Genomic DNA, 24042 nt, shown 5'->3' on the forward strand with positions numbered 1-24042 from the left:
CCACTCCGCTCCCGTGCGCTCACGCCGCCACCTGCGCCTGCGACGCGACGATCTCCTGGTAGGTGGGGGAGGTGGCGAGCAGCTGCTCGTGCGTCCCGAGGCCCACGACGCGCCCGTCCTCGAGGACGACGATGCGGTCGGCGTGCTGGATCGTGGCGACGCGCTGCCCGACGATCAGGACCGCCGCGCTCCTCGTCACGGGGTCGAGCGCGCGCCGCAACCGCGCGTCGGTGGCGACGTCGAGCGCGGAGAACGAGTCGTCGAACAGGTAGAAGGCGGGGCGCTTGACGAGGGCCCGGGCGATGGCGAGGCGCTGGCGCTGTCCGCCGGACACGTTGGTCCCGCCCTGGGCGATGGGCGAGTCGAGGCCCGCCTCCATCGTCGCCACGAAATCGCTCGCCTGTGCCACCTCCAGCGCGCGCCAGAGAGCGGCGTCGTCGGCGCCCGGGTCACCGTAGAGCAGGTTGCTGCGCACCGTGCCCGAGAAGAGGAACGCCTTCTGCGGCACGAGCCCGATGCGAGCCCACAGGGCGTCGGGGCCGTAGTCCCGCACGTCGACGCCGTCGACCAAGATCGCGCCGCCCGTCACGTCGAAGAGCCTGGGCACGAGGCTCACCAGCGTCGACTTGCCGGCGCCCGTCGACCCGATCACGGCCACGGTCTCCCCCGGCCCCACGTCGAAGCTGACGTCCGCCAGCACGGGGTGGCTGGCGCCGGGGTAGCTGAACGTGACGTTGCGGAACTCCAGCCTGCCGCTGGGGCGGGTCGGCAGCACGGGCGCGCTCGGCGGCACCACGCTGGGCGCGGTGGAGAGCACCTCGCCTATGCGCCCGGCCGAGACGCTGGCCCGGGGGAGGAGCATCAGCAGCATGGTCGACATGAGGATGGCGATGAGGATCTGGATGAGGTAGCTGATGTAGGCCGTCATGCTGCCGATCTGCATCAGGCCGGCGTCGACGCGCAGCCCACCGAACCAGAGGACGGCGACGGTGGAGGCGTTGAGCACGAGCATCACGAGCGGGAACATGGCGGCCATCCAGCGCCCGACGTAGAGCGTGACGTCGGTGAGCTCGGTGTTGGCCTCCTCGAAGCGGCGCTCCTCGTGCGGCTCCCGCACGAACGCCCTCACGACGCGGATCCCGCCGATCTGTTCGCGCAGCACCTGGTTGACGCGGTCGATGCGGCGCTGCATCCGGCGGAAGCCGGGCACCATGCGGCTGAGTATCAGGCCGATCGCCCCTGCCAGGAGGGGGACGGCCACGGCGACGAGCCACGACAGCCCGATGTCCTCGCGCATGGCCATGATCACGCCGCCGATCATCATGATGGGCGTGGTGACGATCATCGCGAAGCTCATGAACACGAGCGTCTGGACCTGCTGCACGTCGTTGGTGGTGCGCGTGAGCAGCGACGGCGCGCCGAACGCGTTGACCTCGCGCGCCGCGAACTGGCCGACGCGCCGGAAGACCCCCGAGCGCAGGTCGCGTCCGAAGCGCATGGCCGTCCGAGCCGCGAAGTAGACGGCCACCACGGTGGCGGCCACCTGCACCAAGGAGACGGCGAGCATGAACGCGCCCTGGCGCAGGATGTAGCCCGTGTCGCCCCTGATGATGCCCTTGTCGATGATGTCGGCGTTGATGCTGGGTAGGAGCAGGGTCCCGATGGTGGCCACGAACTGGAGGGCCACGATCAGGCCTATGGCGCCGCGCGACGGCCTCGTGTACTCGCCGATGAGCCTCAGTAGCACCTCGGCGTCACCTCTCCTTCTCCGGCGCCAGCGCGCCGCGGAGGCAGAACGTCACGAGCTCCTCCGGGGTGGGCCAGTCCTCTGGCGCCGCGTGCGGCAACCGGCTGGCGAACAGCTGGGTGGTGAACAACCTCGCGAAGAGCGCGGGCGATACCCTCAGCTCGGCCGCGTGCGGCTCGAGCAGGTCCCTGACGGCGGCGGCCACCTCCGCGAGCCAGTCGCGCATGTAGGTCGGGCCGCCGAAGCTGCGGGGGCGGCCACGCCCCGCCACGGCGTGCAGCGCGACGGCAAGACCGTGCACCTCGTCGAGGCGTGGCACGACCTCACCGGCGACGGCCAGCAGCTTCCGCTCGAGTCCCGGCAACTCCGCCAGCCTGGCCAGGCCGGCCCTCAACGGCCCCGGGTCGAGGCGTTCCTCGATGGTCGCCAGCAGCAGCGAACGCTTGTCTTCGAAGACGGTGAAGAGAGTGCCTTCGGCCACGCCGGCGGCCTCGGCCAGCTCGCGGGTCGTCACGCCGGCGCCGCGCGCCACCAGGAGCGGCGTGACGGCGGTGATGATGCTGCGACGCCGCGCCGCGCGGTCGAGGGGTGGGGCTCGCCTCGGTCTCGTCACCGCGGCAGCCTAACTGAGTGAGCGCTCACTTGGATGAGAGCGCCGCGCGGGACCAGACGGCGACCGCGCCCGCTCGCGTCGCTACCGCGACCAGATCGCGCCGCGCCGCCTCAGCGCCTGCGCCGCACCGCCACGGCCGCACCCAGGGCCGCTCCCGCCCCCAGGATCATGAGCACGGAGAGCACGATGAACGCCACGCGCGTCCGGGACGGCTCCACCACCGCCGCGTCCAGGGCGAAGAACACGCCTAACACCGCCAACACGGTCGCCACCAGGGCGCGACCGTTGCCGGCTCCGGGTCTCTGTTCGAGGTCCATGCTTGGATAGTAAGCCGCCGGCCGCGAGCGACCGGCTACGACCGCCAACCGAAGCGCCCCAGCAGGTGCCGCGCCGCGCCGTCCGCCCCCGGCTCGTCACGCACGGTCGCGGCCACCGCCGCGGCCCGCGCGGCCACCGCCGGCTCGAGCACGCGCCTCAGCGCCGCCTCCAGGCCGTCGACGCCGAACTCGCGCGGCACGAGCCGCGCCCCGACGCCGAGCTCCGTGACGCGGACCGACCAGTGGTACTGGTCGAAGAACGCCGGCACCACGAGCTGCGGCGCGCCGGCGCGCAGGGCGGCGCCGGTGGTCCCCGCCCCGCCATGGTGGATGGCGGCCTTCACGCGCGGGAAGAGCCAGTCGTGAGGCACCTCGGTGACCACGTACCGGTCGACGGACCCGGCGCTCCCGCCCCCCAACCCGGCCCACCCGGCCGCCACCACCAGCCGCAGCCCCAGGCGGACGGCGACCTCGTCCACCACCCGCTCGACCGTGCCCAGGTCGCGCGCGGGCAGGTGGCTCCCGAACCCGACGTATACGGGCGGGTCGCCAGCGGCAAGGAACGCCTCCAGGGAGCCGGGCGGCCGCCACCCCGCCGGGCGCGGCAGCTCCCACCACCCGCCAACGAAGCGGTCGGCGGGCCAATCGGCCGGCGGCGGCGCCGCGAACGGGCTGTAGCCGTATAGCCGGGCGACCTCGGGCCCCAACCGGCGCCACGGGGTGGCGAGGAGCCCCACGGGCGGCAGACCGAGCCGCTCCACGCGCCAGCGGTTCACCACGCCGCGCCACGGGAACCACACCACCTGTTCCCCCAGCCAGTGGCTCGCCCGGTTGAAGCGGCGGCGGGCCGGTCCGGGGGTGCGAGGCGCCTGGCGCAGCGCGACGCTGGGGTACTCGGCCGTCACGTCCCACGGCTGTAGCGAGGCGAAGGCGGCGGGCTTGGCCGAGGCCTCGGCAAGGTGCGGTCCGGCCAGCGCGCCATGCGAGAAGACCATGGCGTCACAGGCGTCGACCAGTTCCGCCGACTGCTCGAGCATGCGGCGCATGGTGGGCTCCCAGTCCACGGTGAAGCGCCTGGCGGCGGCCAGCACCGCCGGGCGCCTCACGAGGGCGCGCAACCGGGCCTGGCTACGCATCCACTCGACGGGGTCGCCGGCGAGCTCCGCGAACCGGACGCCGCGCTCCTCGACGAGCGCGCGGTGGGCCGCGTGAGCGCCCACCACGGGATGGACGCCCCTACGCTGCAACGCCAACGCCAGCGCGACGAACGGCTGCACGTCGCCGCGCGAACCGAACGTCAAGATGGCGACCCTGCGCTCAGGCACCCCCACCTCGCGCGGGCGTCTCCCCCACCTGCTTGACGACCAGGTAGCCGCCGAGGAGCGGTCCGAGCACGAAGAGGCTATAGAAGGTGATGAGCCGCCAGGCGAACACCGCGGCGGGTCCCGCCTCCCCGCCGCCACGGCCGACGAGGAACCAGCTCAGCACCACCTCGAAGAAGCCGCTGCCGCCGGGCGTGGGGACGAACGTGCTCATGACGGCCACCACCGTCTGGCCGGCCAGCGCGAGCGGCACGCCGATGCGCACCCCCAGGCCCAGCAGGAGGAAGTAGAGGACGAGGAAGAACGCCGCCCAGGCTCCCGCGGTGAACAACTGGATCGCCAGGTGCTTCCAGAGTGGCGCCGACGCGAAGACCTTGCTGTTGGCAATGAAGTCGTCCACGAAGCGCATGCCGCGGCGCCGGAACCTGAGCAACGGCCCCCGAAGCAGCGCCCCGAGCAGCGGGCGCAGCCAGGCCACCTTGAAGAGCAGGACGTAGGCGAGCAGGCAAGTGAGCACGATCACCGCCACCCCGAGCGCCGCCCAGAGCGGGGTGCGGGGGTAGGCGCCCAAGGCGTAGAGGCCGACGAGCGAGAGGGGCATGGCCCAGGCGTGGAAGGTCGTGTCGGCGGCCATGGTCGCGAGCGCGGCGGCCCACGACCTGGCGCGCTCGACGCCCTGTAGGTCGAGGGTGAGGGCGAGCCCGGCGATGCTCCCGCTCCCCCCGGGCGTCACCGCCGCGCTGAACATCCCGAGCACGTGTGCCCTCAGGGCGTGCCAGAGGCCCACGGAGTCGCCTAGCGCGCGGCACACGAACATCAACCTGAGGGCCGCCAGCACGAACGACGCGAGGAGCGCCGACACGGCGAGCACCAGGTGCGAGGGCGCCAGCCCGCCGAGGCGCAGGAGTGCCTTGGCGCCCCCGACCCGCCAGAGGGCGAAGGCCATGCCCGCGGCGGATAGCGCCACTGAGAGTAGGAGGGCGTGCAGTACGGGCCGTCGCATGGGATCGGGGGCCGCAGGCGGCGGTCCTGACGGGACGGGGCGGCCGAGGCACCCAAGCATAACCGCGGGCCCGCGCGACGCGCCCCGGTGGGCCTCCAACGCACCACTCGCGGGCCGCCGATGCGGTAACCTGCGGGTCAACACCGGTTCCCGGCGGCTCCCGGCCCTGGACGTGCGACCAAGGCGGGGAGGCTCCACGCGGACGAGGGCGGAGGCTGTTCGGGCGCGTCCGGCGCCGCAGCGGTCACGCCTCCAAGACAGAGCGGGGAGCGATTCGAGGAGGTCAGCAAGATGTCGGTCGTTGCCACCACACGCAGCCACAAGCACGTGCTCACGCCCTGGTACAAGCAGTCCGCCGTGGGCGGAGCCACTTTCGTCAGGGGCGAGGGCTCGTACCTGTACGACGACCAGGGCAAGCGGTACCTCGACCTGTCGGCCGGCCTCGTCTCCACCAACCTGGGCCACGGCCACCCGGCGGTCGTCAAGGCCATCCAGGAGCAGGCCGCCAAGATCTGCTACCTGCCTCCGTCCCTCATCCACGACGTGCGGTCCGAGTTCGCGGAGCTCCTCTCCGAGGTGAGCCCGTGGAGCGAGGGCGCGCGCACCTTCTTCACCACCGGCGGCGGCGAGGCCAACGAGGACGCCATCAAGATGGCCCGCATGATCACCGGGCGTCAGAAGGTGCTGGCCGCCTACCGCTCGTTCCACGGCTCCGCCCCGGGCGCCGGCAGCATCACGGGCGAGGACCGGCGCTGGGCGAACGAGCCGGGCCTGCCCGGCATCGTGCACTTCTTCGCGCCCTACCCGTACCGCAGCCCCTTCTTCACGGACGACGCCGCCACCGAGGTCGAGCGCGCCCTCAAGCACCTCGAGGAGGTCATCACCTTCGAGGGCGGCAAGAACATCGCGGCGCTCGTCATCGAGCCCGTCGTGGGCTCCAACGGCGTCATCGTCTACCCCGAGGGCTACCTGGCGGGCCTGCGGCAGGTGACGGCCAAGCACGGCATCGTGCTGATCTTCGACGAGGTGATGACCGGCTTCGGGCGCGTGGGCGACCGCTTCGCGGCCACGCGCTTCGGCGTCACGCCCGACATGATCACCTTCGCCAAGGGTTCGTCCTCGGCGTACATCCCGCTCGGCGGCGTGATGGTGCGCGAGGGTCTCGCCAAGCACTTCGACGACGTGGCGCTCATGTGCGGTCACACTTACGCCGGCCACCCGATGGCCATGGCGGCCGGCCTCGCCACCGTGACGGCCCTCAAGAAGGAGGGGCTGTTCGAGCGCGCGCGCGAGATCGACCCGTGGCTCAAGGAGGGCCTCACGGCCATCCAGGAGAAGCACCCCGTCATCGGTGACGTGCGCGGCATCGGGGCGTTCTACACGATCGAGCTCGTCAAGGACCGCGCAACCAAGGAGCCGCTCGTGCCGTGGTACGGCGGCGACAACACCCCCATCGCCAAGCTGTCGGCCGCGCTCAGGAACGAGGGCGTGTACGCCTTCGGGCGCTACAACGTGCTGCTGGTGACGCCGCCTCTCAACATCAAGCGCGACGACCTGCAGGTCGGCCTCGACGGGCTCGACCGCGCGCTCAAGGTGCTCGACTGAGTCGCTGACGCGAACGTCCCGGGGAGAGGCCCCGGCAGACGGGGAGGGGCCGACCACGCGCGTGGTCGGCCCCTCCCTCCTCTCTCGTGCCCCGGCGCACGGCGCGCCGGGGCACCCCGCCTCAATCGAACCAGCTGTCGACGAGGTCCTGGTTCTCGGCGATCCAGGCGCGGGCGGCGTCGGCGGGCTCCATGCCGTCCCTGACCTTGAGCATCACGTCGCCCATGTCGGCGCCCGTCCAGTGGAAGTTGGCGAGGAAGGCCAGCACGTCGTCGGGCCCATCGGCGGCGAAGCCGGCGTTGGCGACCGTGTGGATCTGCTCTGAGGCGCCGAAGACGCCGAGCGGGTCGGCCAGGTACTTGAGGTCGTAGGCGGCCCACATCCAGTGGGGTCGCCAGCTGGTGACGATGATGGGCTCGTCGCGGGTGATGGCGCGGTCGAGCGCGGCCGCCATCGCGGCGTCGGAACCGTCGATCAGCTTGAAGTTGGTGAGGCCGTACTCCTCGATGGCCGCGTCGGAGGCGCGCATCAGGCCGGCGCCGGGGTCGATGCCAATCACCTTGCCCCCGAACATGTCGGCGTTGGCGTTGAGGTCCTCGATGCTGTCGAGCTCGACGTAGGTCGGCACGGCCCAGCCGATGTCGGCGCCGTCGAGGCTGACGCCCAGGTCGGTGAGGTCGTCGCCGAACTCCGACCAGTAGGCCTCGTGGGTGACGGGCAGCCAGGTGCAGAGCACGGCGTCGAAGTCGCCGCGCGCCAGACCCGCGAACATCGGACCGGCGTCCACCGAGGTGAGCTCGACGTCGTACCCGAGCCGGTCCTCGAGCACCGCCGCCACCACGTTGTTGGAAGCCACGCACGAGTCCCACAGCACGTACCCGAGCTTGATGGTCTGGGCGTTGGCGACGGCGATCCAACCGAACAGCGCTACCGCGGTGGCAATCAGCCACTTCTTCATGTGTACCTCCGGAGTTTGCAGAGACGGATAGTTGCGATGCGGCATACAGCCACACCCACGCACCATAGTGCGCTTGACTTACAGGGGGCACCTAGGCGCCGGTTCGACCCTAGCACAGGTCGGCTGGCCGCGCAAACGCGGCGGTCACGCCGCCTCCTCCGGCCGGCCGGCGCCGCCGCCGCGCGCGCCGGGGCGGCGCCGCGCGGCGAACGACGCCGTGAGCCGATCGAGCACGATGGCGAGGATGACCACGGCGAGTCCCGCCTCGAACCCCTGCCCCACCTTGATGCGCTGGATGCCCCGGAGGACCTCGGCACCGAGGCCGCCGGCGCCGATCATGCTGGCGATCACCACCATGGAGAGGTTGAGCATGATGGACTGGTTGAGGCCCGCCATCATGGTGGGGAGGGCGAGCGGCACCTGCACCTTCACCAGCTTCTGCAGCCGCGTCGTCCCGAAGGCGTCGGCCGCCTCCACCAGGTCGGTGGGGACCTGCCTGATGCCCAGGTTCACCAGCCTGACGAGGGGCGGCAGCGAGAAGATGAAGGTCGCGACGACCCCCGGCACGAGCCCTATGCCGAAGAACATGATGGCGGGGATCAGGTAGACGAACGCCGGCATGGTCTGCATGAAGTCCAGCACCGGTCGCATGACGCGTTCCGCCACGTCGCTCCCCGCCGCCAGGATGCCGAGCGGCACCCCCACGATCACGATCAAGACCTGGGCCGTGACCACGAGCGCCAGCGTCTCGAGGAACGGGGTCCACAGCCCGATGTTGTGCACGAGGAAGAGGCCGAGCAGGGCGAAGACGCCGAGGCGCCACCCCGCCTGCCACGCGACGAGGGCGGCGAGCACGGCCACCAACGCGAGAGGCGGCACCGCCACCAGCCCGGCGAGCAAGCCGTCGATGACCACCCGCACGAGGTCGGAGAAGCCGTCGAAGCCCGCGGCGTACTGCACCTGGATCCAGCGGACGGCCGTCTCGACCCAATCGGCCAAGGGAACGCGGTAGTCAAGAAGCATCCCGCACCCCCGCTCCCCCGGCCGTCACGCCCGGCGTCTCCGACGCCAGCGCCGCCAGGATGGCGCCCTTGACGACGACCCCACGCAACCGCCCGCCGGAGTCGACCACCGCGATCGGCTCGCTGCGCCCGGAGGCGATGCCGATGAGTTCTGCCAAGCTGGTCCCGAGCTCCACGGTGAGCGCGGGCGTGAGCCGCTCGCGCTGCAGGCGAGAATCCGGCGCCGCGCCGTCTTCGACCTGCGCCACGCCCGCCTCACTCGAGAGGTATCCCTGCACGCGCCGCTCGCGGTCGAGCACCAGGAGGCCCGAGAGGCCGAAGCGTCGCATCTTCGTGAGCGCCGTGTGCGGCCCGTCGTTGAGGTGAGCGGTGGCCTTGACCTGCTGCATGATGCTGGCGGCGGTGAGCACCCCGGTCCGGTCGACGCCGGCCACGAACGCCTCCACGTAGTCGTCGGCGGGCGCGGTGATGATCTCCTCGGCCGTGCCCAGCTGCACGACTCGTCCGGAACGCATGATGGCGATCCGGTCGCCGAGCTTCAGCGCCTCGTCCAGGTCGTGAGTGACGAACACGATCGTCTTGTTCACCCGCGCCTGCAGCTCCATCAGCTCGTCTTGCATCTCGCGGCGGATCAGGGGGTCCAGGGCGCTGAACGCCTCGTCCATCAGGAGGATGTCGGCGTCGGCGGCCAGCGAGCGGGCGAGCCCCACCCGCTGTTGCATCCCGCCAGACAGCTGGGAGGGCAGGCTCCCCTCCCAGCCGGCCAGGCCTACGAGCTCGATGGCCTCCTGCGCTCGCGCCCTCTGCTCCGCGAGGCGAACGCCCTTCACCTCGAGCCCGAAGCGGACGTTGTCGAGGACCGTGCGGTGCGGGAGGATGGCGAACTGCTGGAACACCATCCCGCCGAACTTCTCGCGGCGCAGGCGCAGCAGGTCGCCCCTCCGCAGGGCCGTGAGGTCGACGCCGTCCACCAGCACCTGGCCGGCCGTGGGGCGGTGCAGCAGGTTCAACAGCCGTAGCAGCGTCGACTTGCCGCTGCCCGACAGCCCCATGAGCACGAAGGTCTCGCCCGGCCTGATGCTCAGGTCGACGTCGTACACGCCCACGGCGTTGCCGAAGCGCGCCTGCGACTCCTCCTTGGTGCCACCGGCCGCGAGGAACTCGAGGACCCGCTCCGGCCGGCCGCCGAACACCTTGGTGAGACCGCGACACTCGATCTTCGCGGCGGCTTGGTCGGCGGGGGAGCACGGCCGCTCACCGATCCCCCTCGCGCTCGCGCTCGGGGGGCCGTTGCCGTTGGTGCTGGTCGGGTCTGGCTGCGGCGGTGCGGCGGTGCCCGCACCTGGGACGGTTCCTGACATCTGGTACCTCGATCGGCGGCCGAAGAGAACGGACGACTTGGCGTTGGCTAGGCCCACCGGGCCGGCGGGAAGGTCACCTCCGGGACGGCGGGCAGACGGACGACGGCCATGGGCGCCCCGGGCGCGCCGGCTGGTAGCCGGGCGGCGGGAGGACCCAGACCTCCGGGAGGAGGGTAGCAGACTCAGGCAGCCAGGGGGCGTGACGACGCCGCCGCGCCGACGCCGCGGCCGTGCCGCACGGCCTGGTTCAGTAGACCGACCGGTCGACCTCCGCGTCGGCGCGGGCGCGGGCCTCGGCGGGAGGGAGGCCGGCGACGAGTCCAGCTCGCATGACGGCCTCCCACTCCTCGAAGCGGTACGCCCGGCGCAGGAGCGGCTCCGCGTCCGCCTCCGGGATGACCACCACGCCGTCGTCGTCGCCCAGCACGACGTCGCCGGTCCTCACCGCCACCCCGCCGCAGTCGACCGGCTCGCCCACAGTGCCCGGCAGGCCGAGCCGCCTCGTCGTCAGCGCGGACAGGTTGCGAGCGAAGACGGGCAGGCGCAGCTCCACGATCTCGCGCAGGTCGGTGGCGGCGCCGTCGATGACCACCCCGGCGACCCCCCGCGCCGCCGCGATGCGAGCCATGAGGCCGCCGAACGGCGCGTGGCGCCTGTCGCCATCACGCGCGACGACCAACACGGCGCCAGGCTCCGCCGCGGCCACCGCCTCGGCCAGGGGCGCGTTGTCGGTCGGCCGGCACGCCACCGTGAGCGCCCGGCCGACCACCCGCACCGGCCGGAACAGTGGCGCGATCTCCCAGTCCATGAACCCCTCCGTCGTCAGGTGACCGACGGTTCCGGTCGAGACCCCCAGGTAGCGGGTGAGCCAATCGGTCGGTGGCGCTGAGTCTGACACGGCGGTCTCCTTCGTGGCGGGCAGGGGCCGGGCCCGCACCGTCCAGGCAGCATACGCTCGCCACGCCGCCTGCTATCCTGCTGCCACCTTCACCGGGACCGGGTTCCGCCCGGCGCTCCGCCACCCAGGCCGTGCGGCCGCCGGGGCCGGGAGCAGCAGACCCCCGGCGAGCGAGGAGCGGACCGGATGAGCACAGGCGCACCGAGCGCACGAGAAGCCGAGGACCCGGGGCGCGGCCGCGACGTCACCGTCGCCCTGGTGCAGACCGACCCGGGACCAGACAAGGCCGACAACGTCGCCCGCACCTTCCGCCTCGTCGAGGAGGCGGCGGCCAGGGGCGCGCGGCTGGTGACGCTGCCCGAGACCTTCCACTTCCGCGGGCCGAGCGACCAACGGCGCGCCTGCGCCGAGCCCATCCCCGGACCGCTGTCGGAAGCGCTGAGCGCGCTGGCGGCGCGCCTCGGGATCTTCCTGCTCGGCGGGAGCTACAACGAGCTGCCAGCAGCGGACGACGCCGACACCCGCACCTACAACACGAGCCTGCTGTTCGGCCCCGACGGCCGCCTCCTGGCCGAGTACCGCAAGATCCACCTGTTCGACGTGACGGTCGGCGCGAAGCTCGTGGCGCGCGAGTCGGCGCGCAACCGGCCGGGGGACCGCGCGGTCGTGGTCGACACCCCCTTCGGCGCGGTGGGCATGACCGTCTGCTACGACCTGCGCTTCCCCGAACTGTTCCGCACCCTCGCCCTGGCGGGCGCCCGCCTGCTGCTCGTGCCGTCGAACTTCGCGGAACGGACCGGCCGCGACCACTGGGAGGTGCTGCTGCGCGCCCGCGCCATCGAGAACGGCGCCTACGTCATCGCTCCCGCCACGTACGGTAGCGGCGGCGGCGAGTTCACCGCTTACGGCCGCTCCCTCGTCGTCGACCCGTGGGGCACCGTGGTGGCCTGCGCCCCCGACGGCGAGGGCGTCACCCTGGCTACACTCGACCTGGGCCGGGTCGACGCCGTGCGCGCCTCCCTGCCCACCCTGCAACACCTGCGGCCCGCGGCCTACGCCGTGCGCCACGCCTGAGGAGGCCCCGAGATGTCGTACCAGCTCCCCCGCAAGCTCCTCGCCGCGTTGCTCGCGGCCGCGCTGAGCCTCGGCGCCACCGCGTTAGCGGCCGGCACCGTGCGCATCGCCACCTCGCTGGCCCCCAACAGCCTGCAGCCGGCCGAGGCGACCGGCATCCCCGACGCCGCCGTCATACGCACCATGTTCGAGGGGCTCGTCGGCTTCCTGGACGGCGAGCTCGTCAACGAGCTGGCGGAGTCGTGGAGTTCCAACGACGACGCCACCGTCTACACCTTCGAGCTGCGGCCCGGCGTCAAGTTCCACGACGGCACCGCGCTCGACGCGGCCGCCGTCAAGGCGTACTACGACTGGGTGTTGGACCCCGCCTCCATCGGCGCCAGAGGGCGCAACCAGCTCAAGGACATCAGCTCCACCGAGGTCCTCGGCGACCTCGAGTTCCGCATCAACCTGAGCAAGCCGAACGGCGCCTTCATCTACCTCCTGGCCGTGAGCAACGCCCGCATCGCCAGCCCGGCGTCGCTGGAGGCGTACGGGACCGAGGTGAGCCGCCACCCGGTCGGCACCGGTCCGTTCAAGTTCGCCTCCTGGGACGAGGGGCAGCGCGTGGTCGTCGAGGCCAACCCCGACTACTGGGGCGGCGCGCCCAAGGTCGACCGGCTCGAGTTCGTGGTCGTCAACAACGCCGCCACCCGGGTGGCCATGCTGCAGTCGGGCGAGGTGCAGTTCATCGAGGCGCTCCCGCCTCAGCTCGTGCCCGTCATCGACGCGGCGCCCGGCCTCGAGGTCGTGACCACCAAGACGAACTTCCTGCGCATCCTCCAGCTCAACACGACCAAGGAGCCGTTCACCGACGTGCGCGTGCGGCAAGCGCTCAACTACGCCATCGACAAGCAACAGCTCGTCGACGTGGCCGTCGCCGGCCTGGCCACCGTCATGACGGCGCCCATCCCCGCCACCGTCTTCGGGTACGCCGAGCAACCCGCGTACGACTACGACCCGGAACGGGCGCGGTCGCTCCTCGCCGAGGCCGGCTACCCGAACGGCTTCGACATGAAGGTGCTCACCTTCACGGGCGACGAGTACCGCACCGTCGGCCAGGTCCTGCAGCAGATGTTCGAGCAGGTCGGGGTCCGCATGACCCTCGACCAGCAGGAGCGCGGGGCGCTCGTCGACCAGATCTTCAAGCCCGTCGACGAGAACCCGACGCAGGCCGCCCTGGTCGGCGCCACCGCCAGCACGGGCGACGCGGACCTCGCCATCTCCACCTCGTTCATCGAGGCGTCGTTCCCGCCGGCCTCCAACAACTGGAGCTTCTACGAGAACGACGAGGTGGAGCGGCTCGTCGCGGAGGCGCGCGCCACCGGCGACCAGCCGCGCCGCGCCGAGCTCTACGCCGAGGCGCTCGGCATCATCTGGCACGACGCGCCCTGGGTGTTCCTCTACAGCCCCGATTCCGTGGCGGGCCGCTCGACGAACCTGACGGGCGTCGCCTACTCTCCCGACAACACCGTGGACGCCAGGCGAGCCGAGCTCAAGTGACCTGAAGCGAGGGTCCTGGGAAGGGACGGCATGCTCCTCTACACCCTCCGACGCGTGCTGCAGGCCGTCCCGACCTTGGTCGGGGTCGTGATCCTCATCTTCTTCTTCGTGCGGGCCCTTCCGGGCGACCCCGCGCGCCTCTACGCCGGCGTGGACGCCGACGCGGCGACGGTGGAGGCCGTCCGGCTGCAGTTCGGCCTCGACCGGAGCCTCCCCGAGCAGTTCGGCTACTTCGTGAGCGGCCTGGCGCGGGGCGACCTCGGCAGGTCGTTCAGGGCGCGCCTCCCCGTCAGCACCGTGGTGGCGCAGCACTTCCGCGCCACGCTGGTGCTCGCCAGCGTCGCCATCGTGATGGCCACCCTGCTCGGAGTGGCGCTCGGCGTCACGGCCGCGCTGCGGCGCAACTCCGCCGTCGACCTCTCCATCACCTCCGCCTCCGTGCTCGGCATCAGCACGCCGTCCTTCTTCCTCGGCATCCTCCTCATCTACCTGTTCGCGGTCAAGCTGCGCGTGCTGCCCGTCGCGGGCAGCGTGAGCATCAAGGGGTTGGTGCTGCCCGCCATCACGCTGGCGGTCGCGAGCCTGGGCACCATCGCCCGCTTCGCGCGCTCGAGCCTGCTCGAGACGATCGGCAACGACTACGTGAGGACGGCCACCGCCAAGGGCCTGTCGCGCTCGCGCGTCGTCAACAAGCACGCGCTGCGCAACTCGCTCATCCCCGTCATCACGATCATCGGGCTCCAGTTCGGCTTCCTCCTGTCCGGGACGGTCATCGTCGAGACCGTCTTCAACTTCCACGGCCTGGGTTGGCTGCTCATCCAGTCGGTGGAGGCGCGCGACTACCCCGCCGTGCAGGGCCTGATGCTCGTGTTCGCCGTGCAGTTCATCGCCATCAACCTGATCGTCGACCTCCTGTACGGCCTGATCGACCCGAGGATCACTTATGAGTGACGCCGTGGCCGTGGCGGCCCGCCCGCGACGCTCGCGCTTCGCCGGCTCGGTCGTCGGGCGGCTGTTGCGCCACCGCAGCGGGGCGCTCGGCCTCTCCCTCACGCTCGCGTTCGTGGCGCTCGCGGTCGTCGGGCCGTGGCTCGCCCCGTACCGCCCGTCCGCGCCCGACTACGCGCAGCTGGCGAAGGGGATCAGCGCCGCGCACTGGCTGGGCACGGACGCCTTCGGGCGCGACACCCTCAGCCGCATCCTCGCGGGTGCGCGCTACTCCATCACCATCGGCCTGGCGGCGACCATCATCGGCGCCCTCGTGGGCGGCGCGTGGGGCGTGACGTCCGGCTTCTTCGGCGGCTGGTTCGACAACCTGTCCATGCGCGTCGTCGACGTGCTGTTGGCGTTCCCCGGCATCCTCATCGCCATCGGGCTCGTGACGCTCACGGGACCCGGCGTCGGACCCGTGGTCCTGGCATCGGCCGTGTTCGGCGTGCCCGTCTTCGCGCGCCTGGCGCGCGGCTCGACCCTCGAGGTCAAGAGCCGCGCCTTCATCGAGGCCGCCAACGCCCTCGGCATGCAGCGCCCCCGCATCATGCTGCGGCACGTGGTGCCGCAGGTGGTGGCGCCCATCCTCGTCTACGCCACGCTGCGCAGCGGCTCCACGCTGTTGGTGGCGTCGGGGCTATCGTTCCTAGGCCTCGGCGTGCAGGCGCCGGCGCCGGAGTGGGGCGCCATGCTCTCCGACGCTCAACTCTGGCTCGCCGTGCAGCCCCTGATGGCCTTCGCCCCAGGCGTCGCCATCACCCTCGCGGTGCTGGGCTTCAACCTCCTGGGCGACGGGCTACGCGACGTGCTCGACCCGTCCGTCGGTCGCTAGCGCCCGCGGGCTCCGCCCGCCCCGTGAGGCGACCGCACCGGGCCGCCTCGGGCCGACAGGCGGATGCCCCGCGCCGTCCTGGCCTATCCTTGCCCCGTGGACGTACCGGGAGACGCCCCGCCACCCGACCTGCCCGACCTGAGCCGGTTCGACGCGGTCCTCTTCGACCTCGACGGCGTGCTGACCCCGACCGCAGAGGTTCACCGCCGCGCCTGGCGCGCCCTATTCACCGACTACCTGGCGGCCCGCGGCGCGGCTCCCTACGAGGAGGCCGACTACTACCGGCACCTCGACGGCAGGCAGCGCTACGACGGCGTGGCGGAACTGCTGGCGTCGCGCGGCATCGAGTTGCCGCGCGGCACGCCCGACGACCCGCCGGCGGCGGAGACCGTGTGCGGCCTGGGGAACCGCAAGAACGTGGTGTTCCAACGCCTGCTGGAGACGGAGGGCGTCGCGCCCTTCGCCGGCGCCGTCCGTCTCACGGACGCCCTCCTGGCGGCCGGGGTGGCCGTGGCCGTGGTGTCGGGCTCCCGCAACGCCGCGGCTGTGCTGAGCGCCGCGGGCCTGGCGGAGCGGTTCGAGCTCGTCGTCGACGGCCTGGTCGCCGCCGCCACCGGGTTGGCGTCCAAGCCGGCACCCGACGCCTTCCTGCACGCCGCGGCGCGGTTGAGGGTCGCCCCGGCCAACGCGGTGGTCGTCGAGGATGCGCTGTCCGGGGTGGCGGCCGGCCGCGCCGGCGGTTTCGGCCTCGTGGTCGGGGTCGGCTCGGCCGAGGCGTCACCGGGCCTGCGCCGCGCCGGCGCGGATCTCGTGCTGCCCGACCTGGCGCCGCTCGCGGCCCGCGTGCTCGCTCGGGGCGTCGATAGGGAGCGGTACCCGGTCGACGAGTGGGCCCTCGTGGAGACCCGTCCGCCCACCGGCGTCGACGGGGCGGCCGAGACCCTGTTCGCAGTCGGCAACGGCTACCTCGGCCTGCGCGGCAACCCGGAGGAGGGTGGCGCGGCGCGCGAGAACGGGACGTTCGTGAACGGCCTGCACGAGACGTGGCCCATCGAGTACCCGGAGGGCGCGTACGGCTTCGCCACCGTGGGGCAGACCATCGTGAACGCACCGGACGCCAAGACCGTGCGGCTCTGGGTCGACGGGGAACGCTTCGACGCACAGGCGGCGGAGCTGCTCGAGTACGAGCGGCGGCTCGACCTGCGCGCCGGCGTGGTGACGCGCGACTTGGTGTGGCGCACGTCGTCGGGCGGGCGCGTGCGCGTGACGAGCAGGCGGCTCGTGTCGTTCACCCGCCGCCACCTGGCGCTCCTCGAGTACACGCTGACCCCGCTCGACGCGCCGGCTACGGTGCGGCTCGAGGCGCTCATCGTCAACCGCCAGGACGGCGTCGGCGAGCTCGGCGCCGGTCGGGAGGCGGCGGGGTTCGATCCGCGTCGCAGCGACCGCCTGGCGGGTCGGGTCTTGCTGCCGGAGGCGCAGCTGGCTTCGGGCGGGCGCGTGGGCCTCGCCTACCGCACCGCGCGCTCTGGGCAGGGCGTCGCCGTGGTGGCGCACGACCGGCCGCGCGGCGAGGTGACCGTGACGCCCGACCTGGCGACGTCCACGGTCACGCGCCGCCTGGCCGCGGGCGAGTCGCTCGCATTCGAGCGCCTCGCCGTGTGGGTGGACGACCCCGAGGCCCCGGCCGAGGAGCTCATGGCGACCGCGGGCGAGCTGCTCGACGAGGCGGTCATGGCCGGGCGGGAACGGCTGCTGGCCGAGCAACGCGGCTGGTGCGCGCGGTTCTGGGAGCGCGCCGACGTGCGGGTCGAGGGCATGCCGGACGCGCAGCAGGCGGTGCGCTGGAACCTCTTCCAGATCGCCCAGGCGTCCGCCCGCGCGGACGGGCGCGGGGTGAGCGCCAAGGGGGTGTCCGGCAGCGGCTACTCGGGCCACTACTTCTGGGACACGGAGGTGTACGTCCTGCCGTTCCTGTGCTACTGCCTGCCGGCCGCCGCCAGGGGGGCGTTGGAGCTGCGCCACGGCATGCTGCCGGCCGCCAGGCGCCGGGCGGAGGTCATGAGCGTGGCGGGGGCCCTCTTCCCGTGGCGCACCATCGGCGGCGAGGAGGCCTCCGCCTACTACCCCGCCGGCACGGCGCAGTACCACATCGACGCCGACGTCGCCTACGCGGTGCTCCGCTACGCTCGCGTCACTGGGGACGAGGAGTTCCTGGCGGGGCCCGGCACCGAGCTGCTCGTCGAGACGGCGCGCATGTGGCGCTCGCTCGGCTTCTTCGGTGGCGAACCCGAGCGGTTCCACCTCCACTCCGTGACGGGCCCCGACGAGTACAGCGCGGTGGTGAACGACAACTTCTACACCAACGCCATGGCGCGCCTCAACCTGGAGGCGGCGGCGGAGCTGGCGGAGGCGCGGCCAGGGGTCCTGGGCACCACCCCGGCCGAGATCGCGGAGTGGCGCCGCGCCGCCCGTCTCATGGCGCTGCCGTTCGACGCCTGCCTGGGCATCAACGCGCAGGACGCGGAGTTCCTGAGTCGCGAGCGCTGGGACCTCGCCGCCACGCCGCGCGAGAAGCGCCCCCTCCTCCTCCACTACCACCCGCTGGTGATCTACCGGCACCAGGTCCTGAAGCAGGTCGACCTGGTGCTCGCGGAGTTCCTGCTCGGGAGCCGCTTCGACCCCGAGCAGAAGCGCCGCGACTTCGAGTACTACGACCCCCTGACCACGGGCGACTCCACCCTGTCTGCCGCCGTGCAGTCGATCATGGCGGCCGAGGTCGGGTACCAACGGCGGGCGCTGCGCCACTTCGGGCGAACGCTCGTCACCGACCTCGCGGACCTGCACGGCAACGCCGCCGATGGCGTGCACGTGGCGGCCGCGGGCGGCACCTGGCTGGCGCTGGTGTGCGGCTTCGGGGGGATGAGGGACGACGCGGGCGAGTTGCGCTTCGACCCGCGCCTTCCCGTCGGCTGGCCGTCCCTCGCGTTCACGCTCGGCTGGCAGGGCTCGCTGCTCCGCGTGGAGCTCAGGCGCGAGGCGGTCTCGTTCGAGGTGACGAGCGGCTCGCCGGTGCCGGTGACGGTGCGCGGCGAGCGGCACGTGGTGGTGGACGCGTTGCGGCTGCCGTTGGCGGGCCAGGGTCCGCGGCTCGACTGACGGGCGGCGGCGACTACCTGATGGCGCAGAACGCCGCGAACGGCCCGTTCTTGTGAAGCAGTTCGAGGTGCGCGAACCCGGTCGCGCGCAGCAGGTCGAGTTGCCACAGCAGCGGCCTGGGCGAGTCCTCCCGTTCGATGTACGCGAAGACGTGGTCGCGGTACTCCTCGTCCCGCAGCGCCACGAGGTAGTCGCCGTACCGTTCCCACATGACCCGTTGGACGGCCGGGACGTGATGCTCGACGAGGTCGACGATCCAGAGGCTCCCGCCGGGCCGCAGGGCGGCGTGAAGCTTGGCGAAGACGCTCACCCACTCGTCCTCGCCGCGCAGGTGGTGCAGCGTGGCGGCGGCGGTGATCACGTCGTAACGCTCCGCCGCGAGGGGCAGGTCGCGCACGTCGCCCTGCAGGGCGGTCAGGGGTCCGCTGCCGGCGGCGGTCAGGCGCTCCAGCGCTCGGTCGAGCATGGGACGGCTCAGGTCGAGGAGGTCGACGGCGAGGCCCGGATAGCTCTCGAGCAGCTTGAGGGCGTAGTTGCCCGCCCCGCACCCGACGTCGAGGAGCCGGCGCGCGCCCGGCGTCACGCTGGGAGCGGCCCGGCTGACGATCTCGAGCACCGCCGCCGAGTCGATGCTGGCGGTCTGCCCCGTCTCCAGGTTCGAGAAGCGGTCGACGTCGGCGTCGAAGCGGGCGCGGATCTCGGCGGGGGTGGACTTGACCATGGGGGTCTCATCATAGTCGGCCGCCGGCGCGCCACGCCGCCCTGACCGTAACCGCGCGGGGGCACGTGCCCACCGACTTGGCGTAGAATGAAGCGCCAAGTTGGCGAGGAAGGAGGGCGTCATGGCCGTTCAGGGAGTCGCCCGCAGGCCCCAACCCCACCCAAGCGACCGCCCCACCGTGTTCGCCGCCCAACCGTTCACCCTCTCGGAGAGCGTCGCCAGGCGCCTCGGCGCCAGCGGCGAGCAGATGGCCGCCTACATCGGCGTCACCTTCCGCACCTACCAACGCCGCGCCCAGAAGGGGCGCCTCGAGGACGCCGAAGCCGCCAAGGTCGAGATGCTCGACTCCCTCCTGAACCTCGGCGTCCGCGTGCTCGGCGACGAAGCGGCGGCCCGCGACTGGCTCACGTCGCCGGTGCTCTCCCTGGAGGGCCGCAGACCGATCGAGCTGCTCGACACGCTCAAGGGCTACGAACGCGTCAAGAACAAGCTCCTCCAGATCGAGTACGGGACCTTCTGACTTGCGCGCCTGGCGCATCTACCCCCACACCGCCGCCTACGCCCAGGCGCCCACCTTCGACCCGCTCGACGGCGCGGGCGGCCGGGTCGCCAACCGCTGGAACGACGCGGGCGCCCCCATCGTCTACGCCGCCGCCACGCCGAGCCTCGCTGCCCTCGAGACGCTCGCCAACCTCTCCCACCCGGGGCAGTTCGGGGAACGCACCATCCTCGAGATCGGTCTCGCCGACGACGCCGAGGAGGTCGGCCTCGAACTGGTCCTCCGCCTGCGCGAGGACGCCCCGCGGGACGACCCCGAACGCGGCACGCGCGCGTTCGGCTCCGCCTGGCTGGCGGAGAAGCGCACGCTCGCCCTCCTCGTCCCCAGCTTCGTGATGCCGTTCGAACGCAACGTGCTCATCAACCCGCTTCACCCCAAGGCAGGCAGCCTCGCCGTGCTGCGCAGGGAGCGGCTGCGGCTGGATCAGCGGTTGTTGCGCGGCTAGCGGCGGCCGCCGCTCGCGTACGTCCGGCCCGGCGGGCCGGCGCCGGCATCGGCACGGCCCGGCCTCGGCTCACTCCGCGTCGTCGGCCTCCGGCGTGAAGCGGTAACCCACGCCCCACACGGTGTGGAAGTAGATGGGTTTGGCCGGGTCGGGCTCGAACCGGCGCCTTAGCCGCACCACGAAGTTGTCGACGGTGCGTGCGCTCGGGAAGGCGGCGCGGCCCCACACGGCGTCGAGGATGTCGTCGCGGCTGACCACCTGCCCCGCCCGCCGGGCCAGCAGCGCGAGGATCCCGGCCTCGCGCTGGCTCAGCTCGAGGGAGGTGCCGTCGGCGAGGCGAGCCGTCCAGGCGCGCAGGTCCACCACGTGACCGCCGAACGCCAGGCGGGCACCGGCGGCGCGTGGGGCACCGGCCCTGTCGAGGAGGCGGCGCACGCGGAGCAGGAACTCGGGCAGGTGGAACGGCTTGGCGAGGTAATCGTCCCCGCCCGACGCCAGCCCCTCGACCCGCTCCTCGGGCCGACCCTTGGCCGACAGGAACAGCACCGGCGTGTCGTCGCCCGCCGCGCGCCGCTCTCGGCAGAGGGAGTAGCCGTCCTGGTACGGCAGCATCACGTCGAGCACGACGAGGTCGGGGCGGTCGTCGCGCCAGGCGCTCGCGCCGGCGCGCCCGTCGCCGGCGTGTCGCACCTCATGACCCTCGGCCTCCAGGTTGTCCGTGAGGACGGAGACGAGCACCGCCTCGTCCTCGATGATGAGCACCCTGGCGCCGGCCACGCCGCCGCTCACGCGACCGCCCTCGCCGCGGCCCGTCGACGGCGCGCGGCCGGCGCGGCGACGAGCGGCACCAAGACGGTGACGACCGTGCCGCCGCCGACACGCCCCTCGAGCCGCACCCGACCGGCCATGGCCTCCACCGCCCGCCTCACCAGGTAGAGGCCGAGGCCCAGGCCCGGCGCCGTGCGCGTCAGCTCGTTCCCCACCCGGTAGAACCGGTCGAAGACGCTCGCCCGCTCGGCCTCGGGCACGCCGCTGCCCCTGTCCTCGACCCGCAGGCGCGCCCAGGCGCCGTGACGGTCGACGCTCACCTCCACGCGCTTGACGGGCCCGGGCGTGTACTTCACGGCGTTGTCGACCAGGTTCTCCACGACGGTGGCGACGTCGTCCGCCCGCGCCGCCACCGTGAGCGGACCCTCGGCCACCACCAGTTCGACCGCGGCGCCGCGCGCCTCGTAGGCCGGCGTGGCGCGGTCGAGCGCCGCTCTCACCAGGCGCGCCAGGTCGTGCGGCGCCGGCGCCGGCAGCGCCGCTCCGGCCTCCAGCCGAGCGGTGGCCAGGACCTGCTCGCCGGTGCGCTCGATGCGCTCCACCTCGAGGCTCATGGTGCGCAGGTAAGCCTGCACCTTCTCCGGTGGGAGCGCCCGCAGTTGCAGCGTCTCGACCAGCAGCCTCAGGGTGCTGACCGGCGTCTTGAACTCGTGCCCGACGGCGTCGAGGAAGTTGCGTTGCCTGCGCTTCAGCTCCCGCTCGAGCCGGAGGCTGCGGCCGATGATGAAGAGCCCCGCCATGACCACCAGCACGAAGAACGGACCCTCGAACGAGAACATCCGCACCACGCGGCGCTGCGAGCTCAGGAACGCCTCCATCCCGGTCGCGTCGACCTCGACACCGCCGCCGGGCGCCAGGCGCAGGTACGGCTCGCGCGCCAACGCCGCCGCCACCTCGTCGTCGGCCCCCAGCTCCAGGAGCGCGTCCAGCGTGGCGGCCTCGAGTTCGAGGCTCGCGAGCCTGCCCGCGCCGACCTCCGCCACGTAGCGGCTCATGAAGAAGAGCCACCACCCCATCTGAGCGGTCACGAACACGATGATGACCACGAACGCGGCGCGGGTGGCGGAGCGCGAGGTGAACGCGCCGCCCGTCACGACCGCGCGGCTCCCCTGCCGGCCGCCGCGAAGTACTCGCGCGTCTCCTCGTCGGGGCTCCACAGGAAGCAGCCCTTCGCACCGCGCGTCATCAGCGTCCGGTAGGTGTTCTTGATGACCTCGTCGGCGAGCCGCAGCGCGCGTGCAGGGTCGCGCCTGTGCATCCCCTTGAAGCCCCTGACGGTCGAGTCGTGGCGCGAGCGCGCGAAGGCGTCGGTGACGACGCGCCCGTCGCGCACGATCAGGTCCGGGCCGACCAAGACCCCGACGTGGTCGAGCTCGAGCCCCTGGCAGGTGTGGATGCATCCGACCTGCTCAACCGAGTTCGGCTTCAAGATCCACAAGCTGCCGTCGTCGCGCAGGTTCCATTGCGCCGCGAAGCCGTGCTCTGGGAACTCGATGTCGAACGCGGCGGCGTCGTCCTTGCTGCGCCAGTCCCAGCAGTAGCCCGCCACCATCCGCGCCCTGTTGTTCGCCACGTTCGCGTCGATCACGAGGTCCCTGAGCTCGGTGGGCGACCCGGTCACGACGAACTCGTAGTCCACGCCGCTCAGGTCGGTGTTGGCCGTCTCGCGCACCTGCAGCGTGTGGTCCACCCAGGCCAGGTAGCCGTCAGAGCCGTTGCAACGGAACTGCGACCCGAGGCGCCCGTACGTCACGCACGCACCGGCGCGCAGCGCCTGTTCCGCGATGGTCCTCACGCGCCCGATGTCCTTGAAGGTGACGCGCTGCGACTCGTCGATGAAGAAGACGCTCGCCTTGGAGGCGGCGATGATCTCCGCGATCTGGTTCTCGCCGCGGTTGCCGTACATGCCCGACTTCTCGTTGAGCCGGTGCGCCTCGTCCACCACGAGGACGTCGAAGGCGTCCGGCTCCACGTCGACGTACGCCCCCGAGCCCTTGAAGAGGTTGCCGATGCGGCCGCGCTTGAGGCTGCCCGCCAGCTTCGCGGCGTAGACCTCGCGCGGCGCGGCGTTGCGGGTCACGTACTGCGTCACGAGCTCGCGCTTCGTGAGTTCCACCAAGAGGTTCACGGCCACGACCGACTTGCCGGTCCCCGGTCCGCCCTCGACGACGTAGACCTGCTTCCGCCCCGCCTCGCCTTCGGCCGCGAGGCGCAGCGCCGTCTCGTAGACGAGCTTCTGGTCGTCGATGAGGTGGAACTCGCTGTTCCCCGCGAGAAGTCCCGCGAGGTGATCGGCGAGGGAGCGCGACGGGCGGATGCGGCCACCCTCGATCCGGTACATCAGCTCGCCGCAGTCGCCCTGGTGGACGTGGCGACGGATGAAGCGCTGCAACGCCTCGCGCTCGTGCTTGAGGAAGAGCGGCGCTCGGCCGACGTGGTCGGCGTAGAGCTCCCCCTTGAGCTCGGTGGCGCCGCAGTTATGAAGGTAGGCGCACGGCAGGAGCGCGACGTCCTCGTCCTGAACGGTCTCGTTGAAGTCCTCGAGCAACGCGGCGTACGTCCACGCCTGGTAGGACGGGTGCGGGAGCTCCCGGTCGGCGCCGCCCACGAACGCGACCACTACGCCGTCCATGGTCGTGCAGGCCGCGCGGTCCCACTGTTTGAGTTCGACGATCACGGCCGCCGGCCGCCGCTGCGGGGCCCTACCCAGGCCAGTGACGATGAAGTCGATGCGCTTGGAGGTCTGCGGGATCTTGAACTCGAGGGCCACGCCAGCGTCCTCGGGGATGATGCCGTCGTCCAGGACGTGCCGCATGTACTGGAGGGAGTTCTGCCACGACCTGATCTCTCGCGGGGAGACGCCACCATACCCCCGCTGCCGCAGTGCCGCCAGGATGCGGTCGGCGATCTCGCTGCTCTCGACGTGTCGGATGAACTCTCGCTTGGTTGCGGTGTAGACGAGCATGAGCGTTGCCAGGAGTGTACCCCCGCCCCGCGGCGGGGCGGGCGGCGGGCGTTACCCGGCGCGTACGGCGCGCGGGACGTG

At 72.2% G+C, this 24042-nt stretch carries 21 protein-coding genes; 8 read left to right on the forward strand and 13 right to left on the reverse strand.

Translation table 11 applies throughout. The features are described from left to right. Positions 1-19: 19 nt before the first annotated feature. From H3C53_04910 to H3C53_04930, 5 genes are all read right to left on the reverse strand, one after another. Positions 20-1747 carry an ABC transporter ATP-binding protein gene (locus H3C53_04910; protein ID MBW7916013.1) on the reverse strand — a complete coding sequence of 576 codons (1728 nt, stop codon included), beginning with the start codon at positions 1745-1747 and terminating at the stop codon, positions 20-22. A gap of 7 nt (positions 1748-1754) precedes the next feature. Continuing rightward, a complete protein-coding gene (locus H3C53_04915) occupies positions 1755-2360 on the reverse strand; it encodes a TetR/AcrR family transcriptional regulator (protein ID MBW7916014.1) in 606 nt (201 codons plus the stop codon). Between the two features lie 110 nt (positions 2361-2470). Further along, positions 2471-2677, reverse strand: a complete 207-nt coding sequence (locus H3C53_04920) for a hypothetical protein (protein ID MBW7916015.1) — start codon at positions 2675-2677, stop codon at positions 2471-2473. A 35-nt stretch (positions 2678-2712) separates the two neighbouring features. Continuing rightward, on the reverse strand, positions 2713-4002 hold the full coding sequence (locus tag H3C53_04925) for a glycosyltransferase family 1 protein (GenBank protein ID MBW7916016.1): 1290 nt from the start codon (positions 4000-4002) through the stop codon (positions 2713-2715). Beyond that, a complete protein-coding gene (locus H3C53_04930) occupies positions 3995-4945 on the reverse strand; it encodes a flippase-like domain-containing protein (GenBank protein ID MBW7916017.1) in 951 nt (316 codons plus the stop codon). The genes H3C53_04925 and H3C53_04930 overlap by 8 nt, the downstream gene beginning before the upstream one ends. 348 nt (positions 4946-5293) lie before the next feature. Here H3C53_04930 and H3C53_04935 point away from each other — a divergent pair, with 348 nt between their 5' ends. After that, a complete protein-coding gene (locus H3C53_04935) occupies positions 5294-6607 on the forward strand; it encodes an aminotransferase class III-fold pyridoxal phosphate-dependent enzyme (protein ID MBW7916018.1) in 1314 nt (437 codons plus the stop codon). Positions 6608-6728: 121 nt separating this feature from the next. Here H3C53_04935 and H3C53_04940 read toward each other — a convergent pair whose 3' ends face one another. The 4 genes from H3C53_04940 to H3C53_04955 all read right to left on the reverse strand — a co-directional run bounded on the left by H3C53_04940 (position 6729) and on the right by H3C53_04955 (position 10846). After that, the gene (locus H3C53_04940; GenBank protein MBW7916019.1) at positions 6729-7565 is read right to left on the reverse strand and encodes a glycine betaine ABC transporter substrate-binding protein; all 837 of its coding nucleotides are present in this window, start codon (positions 7563-7565) and stop codon (positions 6729-6731) included. Positions 7566-7709: 144 nt separating this feature from the next. Continuing rightward, positions 7710-8588, reverse strand: coding sequence for a proline/glycine betaine ABC transporter permease (locus H3C53_04945; protein ID MBW7916020.1), 879 nt, complete (start codon positions 8586-8588; stop codon positions 7710-7712). After that, the gene (locus tag H3C53_04950; GenBank protein MBW7916021.1) at positions 8578-9948 is read right to left on the reverse strand and encodes a glycine betaine/L-proline ABC transporter ATP-binding protein; all 1371 of its coding nucleotides are present in this window, start codon (positions 9946-9948) and stop codon (positions 8578-8580) included. Before H3C53_04950 ends, H3C53_04945 begins: the two co-directional genes overlap by 11 nt. Positions 9949-10195: 247 nt before the next feature. Then, the gene (locus tag H3C53_04955) at positions 10196-10846 is read right to left on the reverse strand and encodes an RraA family protein (protein MBW7916022.1); all 651 of its coding nucleotides are present in this window, start codon (positions 10844-10846) and stop codon (positions 10196-10198) included. Positions 10847-11032: 186 nt separating this feature from the next. Here H3C53_04955 and H3C53_04960 point away from each other — a divergent pair, with 186 nt between their 5' ends. The 5 genes from H3C53_04960 to H3C53_04980 all read left to right on the forward strand — a co-directional run bounded on the left by H3C53_04960 (position 11033) and on the right by H3C53_04980 (position 18443). Continuing rightward, positions 11033-11920 carry a carbon-nitrogen hydrolase family protein gene (locus H3C53_04960; GenBank protein ID MBW7916023.1) on the forward strand — a complete coding sequence of 296 codons (888 nt, stop codon included), beginning with the start codon at positions 11033-11035 and terminating at the stop codon, positions 11918-11920. A 12-nt stretch (positions 11921-11932) separates the two neighbouring features. Then, positions 11933-13462, forward strand: a complete 1530-nt coding sequence (locus tag H3C53_04965) for a glutathione ABC transporter substrate-binding protein GsiB (GenBank protein ID MBW7916024.1) — start codon at positions 11933-11935, stop codon at positions 13460-13462. 30 nt (positions 13463-13492) lie between these two features. Beyond that, a complete protein-coding gene (locus tag H3C53_04970) occupies positions 13493-14413 on the forward strand; it encodes an ABC transporter permease (GenBank protein MBW7916025.1) in 921 nt (306 codons plus the stop codon). Further along, on the forward strand, positions 14406-15284 hold the full coding sequence (locus H3C53_04975) for an ABC transporter permease (GenBank protein ID MBW7916026.1): 879 nt from the start codon (positions 14406-14408) through the stop codon (positions 15282-15284). Before H3C53_04970 ends, H3C53_04975 begins: the two co-directional genes overlap by 8 nt. A gap of 63 nt (positions 15285-15347) precedes the next feature. Continuing rightward, positions 15348-18443: a beta-phosphoglucomutase family hydrolase gene (locus H3C53_04980; protein ID MBW7916027.1), complete on the forward strand. Its 3096-nt coding sequence runs from the start codon at positions 15348-15350 to the stop codon at positions 18441-18443. 13 nt (positions 18444-18456) lie between these two features. Here H3C53_04980 and H3C53_04985 read toward each other — a convergent pair whose 3' ends face one another. Then, a complete protein-coding gene (locus H3C53_04985; protein MBW7916028.1) occupies positions 18457-19164 on the reverse strand; it encodes a class I SAM-dependent methyltransferase in 708 nt (235 codons plus the stop codon). A 100-nt stretch (positions 19165-19264) separates the two neighbouring features. On the opposite strand from H3C53_04985, the gene H3C53_04990 reads away from it, so the two are divergent. Both H3C53_04990 and H3C53_04995 read left to right on the forward strand, forming a co-directional pair. Continuing rightward, a complete protein-coding gene (locus H3C53_04990) occupies positions 19265-19684 on the forward strand; it encodes a DUF2384 domain-containing protein (GenBank protein MBW7916029.1) in 420 nt (139 codons plus the stop codon). A 1-nt stretch (position 19685) separates the two neighbouring features. Continuing rightward, a complete protein-coding gene (locus H3C53_04995; protein ID MBW7916030.1) occupies positions 19686-20168 on the forward strand; it encodes an RES domain-containing protein in 483 nt (160 codons plus the stop codon). 69 nt (positions 20169-20237) lie between these two features. Here H3C53_04995 and H3C53_05000 read toward each other — a convergent pair whose 3' ends face one another. Genes H3C53_05000 through H3C53_05010 form a run of 3 tightly spaced genes read right to left on the reverse strand, consistent with a single transcriptional unit; the run spans position 20238 to position 23961 of the window. Then, a complete protein-coding gene (locus H3C53_05000) occupies positions 20238-20945 on the reverse strand; it encodes a response regulator transcription factor (protein ID MBW7916031.1) in 708 nt (235 codons plus the stop codon). Positions 20946-20953: 8 nt separating this feature from the next. After that, a complete protein-coding gene (locus H3C53_05005) occupies positions 20954-22090 on the reverse strand; it encodes a HAMP domain-containing histidine kinase (protein ID MBW7916032.1) in 1137 nt (378 codons plus the stop codon). After that, positions 22087-23961 carry a DUF2075 domain-containing protein gene (locus tag H3C53_05010; protein MBW7916033.1) on the reverse strand — a complete coding sequence of 625 codons (1875 nt, stop codon included), beginning with the start codon at positions 23959-23961 and terminating at the stop codon, positions 22087-22089. The genes H3C53_05005 and H3C53_05010 overlap by 4 nt, the downstream gene beginning before the upstream one ends. Positions 23962-24042: the final 81 nt, after the last annotated feature.

This window comes from Trueperaceae bacterium, from assembly GCA_019454765.1.
Taxonomy (GTDB): domain Bacteria; phylum Deinococcota; class Deinococci; order Deinococcales; family Trueperaceae; genus JAAYYF01.